5 protein-coding genes are annotated in these 5603 nt (G+C 65.7%); all 5 read left to right on the forward strand.

Annotated features, from left to right (window positions below; genetic code table 11):
- The first annotated feature begins 133 nt into the window (after positions 1 to 133).
- Complete coding sequence (locus X803_RS0109455; RefSeq protein ID WP_026544958.1) at positions 134 to 1078, forward strand: type IV toxin-antitoxin system AbiEi family antitoxin domain-containing protein; 945 nt, start codon at positions 134 to 136, stop codon at positions 1076 to 1078.
- A gap of 193 nt (positions 1079 to 1271) precedes the next feature.
- On the forward strand, positions 1272 to 2060 hold the full coding sequence (locus X803_RS0109460) for a hydroxypyruvate isomerase family protein (RefSeq protein WP_026544959.1): 789 nt from the start codon (positions 1272 to 1274) through the stop codon (positions 2058 to 2060).
- A gap of 70 nt (positions 2061 to 2130) precedes the next feature.
- Complete coding sequence (locus tag X803_RS0109465) at positions 2131 to 3006, forward strand: 2-hydroxy-3-oxopropionate reductase (protein WP_026544960.1); 876 nt, start codon at positions 2131 to 2133, stop codon at positions 3004 to 3006.
- Positions 3007 to 3091: 85 nt separating this feature from the next.
- Complete coding sequence (gcl, locus tag X803_RS0109470) at positions 3092 to 4870, forward strand: glyoxylate carboligase (RefSeq protein WP_026544961.1); 1779 nt, start codon at positions 3092 to 3094, stop codon at positions 4868 to 4870.
- A 20-nt stretch (positions 4871 to 4890) separates the two neighbouring features.
- Positions 4891 to 5603 (forward strand): glycerate kinase (locus X803_RS22750; protein WP_035778462.1); only part of this gene is annotated, 713 nt, incomplete at its 3' end.

Here is a 5603-nt window from a genome sequence, read left to right on the forward strand (position 1 = left end):
AGGCGCAAACCCGCCGGTTCGAAGCGGCGCCCCTGCACCTCCGGGCAGTTTCTGCGATCGAGTCTTCGGCGGCTTTTCCACATACGCGCATTTTCACCAGCCCGCGGCCGCCGGAACGCATCAACCTGAGAGGGTGCAATCACTTGACTGGCTTACCGGGAGCAGCGGGCTATGGCTCACCGACGTACTCATGGACCGGGGGCTCACGAAGCGAAACATCCAGGCCCTGGTGAAGTCGGGCCGGTTGGTGAGGCTCCGGCGCGGCTGCTATATGGCGGCGGCCGCCTGGAAGAAGCTGTCGTCGGAAGGCCGCGCTTTCCGGTTGATTCACGCTCACCGCCACGCAACGGTGGCCACCGGTTCAGGCTCCGGAACCTACAGCCATACCTCTGCTGCCCGCGCCCATCAGCTTTACCTGTGGGAGGTGGACTCGCTGATCCACCTGACGCAGCCGTCAAACATCTCGTCCACCAGCCACGCGCCGGACGTCCGGAATCACCAGGCACGGCTGGAGCCAGATGACGTGGTACTGGTAGGCAACCTTCCGGTCACCTCCCTTGAGCGCACCGTGGTGGACTGCGCACGCATACTGCCGTTCAGGCAGGGGCTGGTCATCGCTGAACACGCCCTTCAGAAGGGCGCCAGCGAGGACCTGATGTGGAGGAGCATTGAACAACTCATCGGCCATAAGGGTGTGGCCCGGGCGCGGAAGGTGATGGCCCATGCCAGTTCCCTCTCGGAGTCTCCCGGTGAAACCCTCACCTGGTACTTCCTCCACAAAATGCGCCTGCCGATGCCGGTGCAGCAACTTCGGGTCCCGACGCGGAACGGAGCGCACCGGTTGGACTTCGCGTGGAAGGACATCAAGCTCGCCCTCGAGTTTGACGGCCGGACGAAATACTTCGACTACGCACCCACCAGCGAGGTGCTCTTCCAGGAACGACGACGGGAGAAAGCCCTGATGGAGGAAGGTTGGACGTTCATCCGCATCGAGTGGAAGGACCTCTTCGACGAGGGTCGCCTCAAGAAGCGCGTTCTGGATGCGATCGCCCGGGCGGAGGCCAGGAAGGCAGCCTGACGCCCCACACCGTTCACCCACCCGAGCCGCAGAAACTGCCCGGAGGTGCAAAGCCGCCGATTCGAAGCGGCGCTCCTGCACCTCCGGGCAGTTTCTGCGAAGGAACCGGTTGACGCACACCACATCCAGCGCCTACCATTTCATTAGACAGAAAGTAAGTTCCACATTACGGAATCAAGCACAAGGATCGATGATGACCTACACCGTGAACTGCTCCATCCTCCTCACCGAGCTGCCCCTGCTGGAACGGCCTGCCGCGGCGAAGAAGGCGGGCTTTGACGCCGTCGAGTTCTGGTGGCCGTTCAGCACCTCCACGCCGTCGGACGCAGACCTCCAGGCTTTCGAGAGTGCCATCACCGACGCCGGGGTCCAGCTCACCGGTCTCAACTTCAACGCCGGAGACATGCCCGGCGGCGACAGGGGCCTGGTGTCCTGGCCGGAGCGGCAGGAGGACTTCCGGGCCAACGTGCCGGTCGTCGTCGGGATCGGTGAGCGGCTGGGCTGCAAAGCCTTCAACGCGCTGTACGGAAACCGAATCGACGGCGTCAGCCCCGAGGAACAGGACGCCGTCGCCGTCGAGAACCTGGCCTTCGCCGCAGATGCGGTGGCAGCCATCGGCGGAACGGTCCTCCTAGAGCCGGTGAGCGGAGCAGACCGGTACCCGCTGCTCACCGCCCAGGACGCGCTGAACGTCATCTCGAAGACGGGAAAGAGCAACATCAAGTTCCTCGCGGACTTCTACCACCTTGCTGTCAACGGCGACGACGTCCCGCAGGTCATCGAGAACCACGCCAAGGACTTCGGCCACATCCAAATCGCCGACGCTCCCGGCCGCGGAGCCCCCGGCAGCGGAAACCTTCCGCTCGGCGAGTGGATCGCCCGCAGCCGCGAACTCGGCTACGAAGGGCCTATCGGCCTCGAATACAAAGCCGCACAGGACGAGGCGTTCACCTGGACCATCCGCGAACACGCCTCCCGCTAACCCGAACCCCGCAAGCCCGGCCAGGCAACCCGGCGGCCGGGCCCGCCACAGATCTCAAAGGACAGACAGAATGAGCAACGTAACAGTCATCGGACTCGGCATCATGGGCCTGCCCATGGCCGTCAACCTCGTCAAGGCCGGTTACACCGTCACCGGGTTCAACCGCAGCTCCGACAAAATGGACAAGCTCGTCGCCGAGGGCGGCTCAGCGGCAGCCGGCATTGCAGAAGCAGTGAAGGATGCCGACGTCGTCATCACCATGGTGCCGGACTCGCCGGACGTCGAGGGCGTGGTGACCGGCAGCGACGGCGTTTTCGCCAACGCGAAGAAGGGCGCGCTCTGGATCGACGCGAGCAGCATTCGCCCCGATGTGGCGGTCGAGCTTTCCAGGCAGGCCCGCGACGCCGGCCTCCGCCCCCTGGACGCACCCGTATCCGGCGGTGAACAGGGCGCCATCGACGGGGCCCTCTCGATCATGGTCGGCGGCGAGAAGGAAGACTTCGACGCCGCACAGGACGTACTCAACGCCGTCGGAAAGACCATCGTCCATGTTGGACCCTCCGGCTCCGGACAGACCGTCAAGGCAGCCAACCAGCTCATCGTCGCCGTCAACATCGGCGCACTCTCCGAAGCGATCGTCTTCCTCGAGGCCTACGGCGTGGACACCGACGCCGCCCTCAAGGTCCTTGGCGGCGGCCTTGCCGGCTCCAAGGTGCTCGACCAGAAGGGCCAGAAGATGCTGGACCGCAACTTCGACCCGGGCTTCCGCCTGGCCCTCCACCACAAGGATCTCGGCATTGTCACCTCAGCCGCCCGCGAAGCCGGCGTCGCCACCCCACTGGGTGCCGTCGTCGCGCAGTTGGTTGCCTCGCTCGTCAACACGGGCGACGGCGGCCTGGACCACTCCGGCCTCTTCAAGCTGATCAACCAGCTGTCGGGCAAATAACCCCAACTTTCGAGCAGATCAGGCGAGCCGACGACGTCGTTAGTCGCCTTATCTGCCCAAAACTTCACTGAAGTAGGAGCACACCATGCCTAAAATGCGCGCTGTTGACGCAGCCGTTGCGATCCTGGAGAAGGAGGGCGCCACCACGGCGTTCGGCCTGCCCGGAGCAGCAATCAACCCCTTCTATTCCGCGATGCGTGCCCACGGCGGCATCCATCACGTCCTCGCCCGCCACGTTGAGGGCGCCTCGCACATGGCCGAGGGATTCACCCGGGCAAAGCCCGGCAACATCGGCGTCTGTATCGGCACCTCCGGTCCCGCCGGGACGGACATGATCACCGGTCTCTACTCGGCCATGGCGGACTCGATCCCCATCCTCTGCATCACCGGCCAGGCGCCGGTGGCCAAGCTGCACAAGGAAGACTTCCAGGCGGTCGATATCGCCTCGATCGCGGGACCGGTCACCAAGATGGCCGTCACCGTGATGGAGGCCGGCCAGGTTCCGGGTACCTTCCAGAAGGCGTTCTACGAAATGCGCACCGGCCGCCCCGGACCCGTGCTCATCGACCTGCCGATCGACGTCCAACAGACCGAGATCGAGTTCGACCCCGACACCTACGAACCCCTCCAGGTCCACAAGCCCGCCGCCACGCGCAGGCAGCTCGAGAAGGCGCTGGACATGCTGACGGCCGCGGAAAGGCCGCTCATCGTCGCCGGCGGCGGCATCATCAACGCCAACGCCTCCGAGCAGCTGGTGGAACTCGCCGAACTGCTGCACATCCCCGTCATCCCCACCCTCATGGGCTGGGGCACCATCCCCGATGACCACGAGCTCATGGCCGGCATGGTGGGCCTGCAGACCTCGCACCGCTACGGCAACGCGACCATGCTCGAGTCCGACTTCGTCATCGGCATCGGCAACCGCTGGGCCAACCGCCACACGGGCGCCCTGGACGTCTACACCAGGGGACGCAAGTTTGTTCACATCGACATCGAACCCACGCAGATCGGCCGCGTCTTCGCACCGGACTACGGAATAGTGTCCGACGCCGGTGCAGCCCTGAGCGGTCTGGTCGAGATCGCGCGTGAACGCAAGGAACAGCAGGGCCTGCCGGACTGGGGCGCCTGGGTGAAGGACTGCGCACAGCGGAAGTCCACCATGCAGCGCAAGACCAACTTCACCAACGTTCCGGTCAAGCCGCAGCGTGTGTACCAGGAGATGAACCGCGCGTTCGGCCGGGACACCTGTTACGTGTCGACCATCGGCCTCTCGCAGATTGCAGGCGCCCAGTTCCTGCACGTGTACGAGGCCCGCAACTGGATCAACTGCGGCCAGGCCGGTCCGCTCGGCTGGACTGCACCGGCTGCGATCGGCGTAGCCCAGGCGAGCCCGGGGGAGACCGTCGTTGCACTGTCCGGTGACTACGATTTCCAGTTCATGATCGAGGAACTGGCCGTCGGCGCCCAGTTCCAGCTGCCGTACATCCACGTGGTGGTCAACAACTCCTACCTGGGCCTCATCCGCCAGGCCCAGCGCGGGTTCGAGATGGACTACCACGTATCGCTGGCCTTCGAGAACGTGAACGCTCCGGAGCTGGACGGCTACGGCGTGGACCACATCAAGGTTGCCGAGGGCCTGGGCTGCAAGGCGATCCGCGTCCGCGAGGCCGACGATCTGCAGGCAGCGTTCGAGAAGGCCCGCGCGCTGATGCAGGAATACCGGGTACCGGTGGTTGTCGAGGTCATCCTCGAACGCGTCACCAACATCTCGATGGGTGCAGCAGGGATCGACGCGATCAACGAGTTCGAGGAGCTCGCTGAGGTCGCGGATGACGCCCCCACCGCCATCTCCCTGCTGGTCTAGAGGGCTGGTTCAATAGCGTCATGCGAATCGTCATTGCACCGGACAAGTTCAAGGGGTCCCTGACCGCCCCGCAGGTCGCGGCCCATCTCAGGGCCGGGCTGCTGGCGGCGGACCCGGCGCTGAGTGTCGACGTTGTCCCGGTGGCCGACGGCGGTGAGGGCACGCTGGATGCGGCGCTCGCCGCCGGTTTCACCCTGCACACGGCAGTGGTTTCCGGGCCCACCGGGGAGCAGATCGAGGCGCCGCTCGCGATCCGTGGTACCACTGCGGTGATCGAGATGGCGCTCGCGTCCGGCCTGGCTGTCCTTCCCGGCGGAGTGCTGAAGGCCCGCGAAGCCTCCAGCCGCGGGACCGGGGAACTTATCCGGTACGCGCTTGACCGGGGCTGCACCAGCATCGTGCTCGGCGTCGGCGGCAGCGCCAACACCGACGGCGGCGCCGGCATGCTCACCGGACTCGGCGCCGTCCTGCTGGACGACGCCGGCAATCCGCTTCCCCCCGGGGGCGGCGCACTGGCGGACCTTGCCCGGATCGACCTGTTCGGCCTCGATCCCCGCCTCACCAACGCGGCATTCGTCCTGGCGTCCGACGTCGACAATCCGCTACTCGGGCCCAACGGCGCCGCAGCGGTCTTCGGCCCACAGAAGGGAGCAACGCCCGACGACGTCGCTCACCTGGACCGCTCCCTCGTCCGCTTCGTCGACGTGCTCGCAAAGGAACTCGGGTCGCGCGT

Origin of the sequence: Arthrobacter sp. 35/47 (genome assembly GCF_000520475.1) — a bacterium.
Lineage (GTDB): Bacteria > Actinomycetota > Actinomycetes > Actinomycetales > Micrococcaceae > Arthrobacter_D > Arthrobacter_D subterraneus.

Coding starts and splice junctions, on each gene's coding strand:
- X803_RS0109460 (WP_026544959.1), top strand. CDS start 1,272: ATGACCTACACCGTGAACTGCTCCATCCTCCTCACCGAGCTGCCCCTG.
- X803_RS0109465 (WP_026544960.1), top strand. CDS start 2,131: ATGAGCAACGTAACAGTCATCGGACTCGGCATCATGGGCCTGCCCATG.
- gcl (WP_026544961.1), top strand. CDS start 3,092: ATGCCTAAAATGCGCGCTGTTGACGCAGCCGTTGCGATCCTGGAGAAG.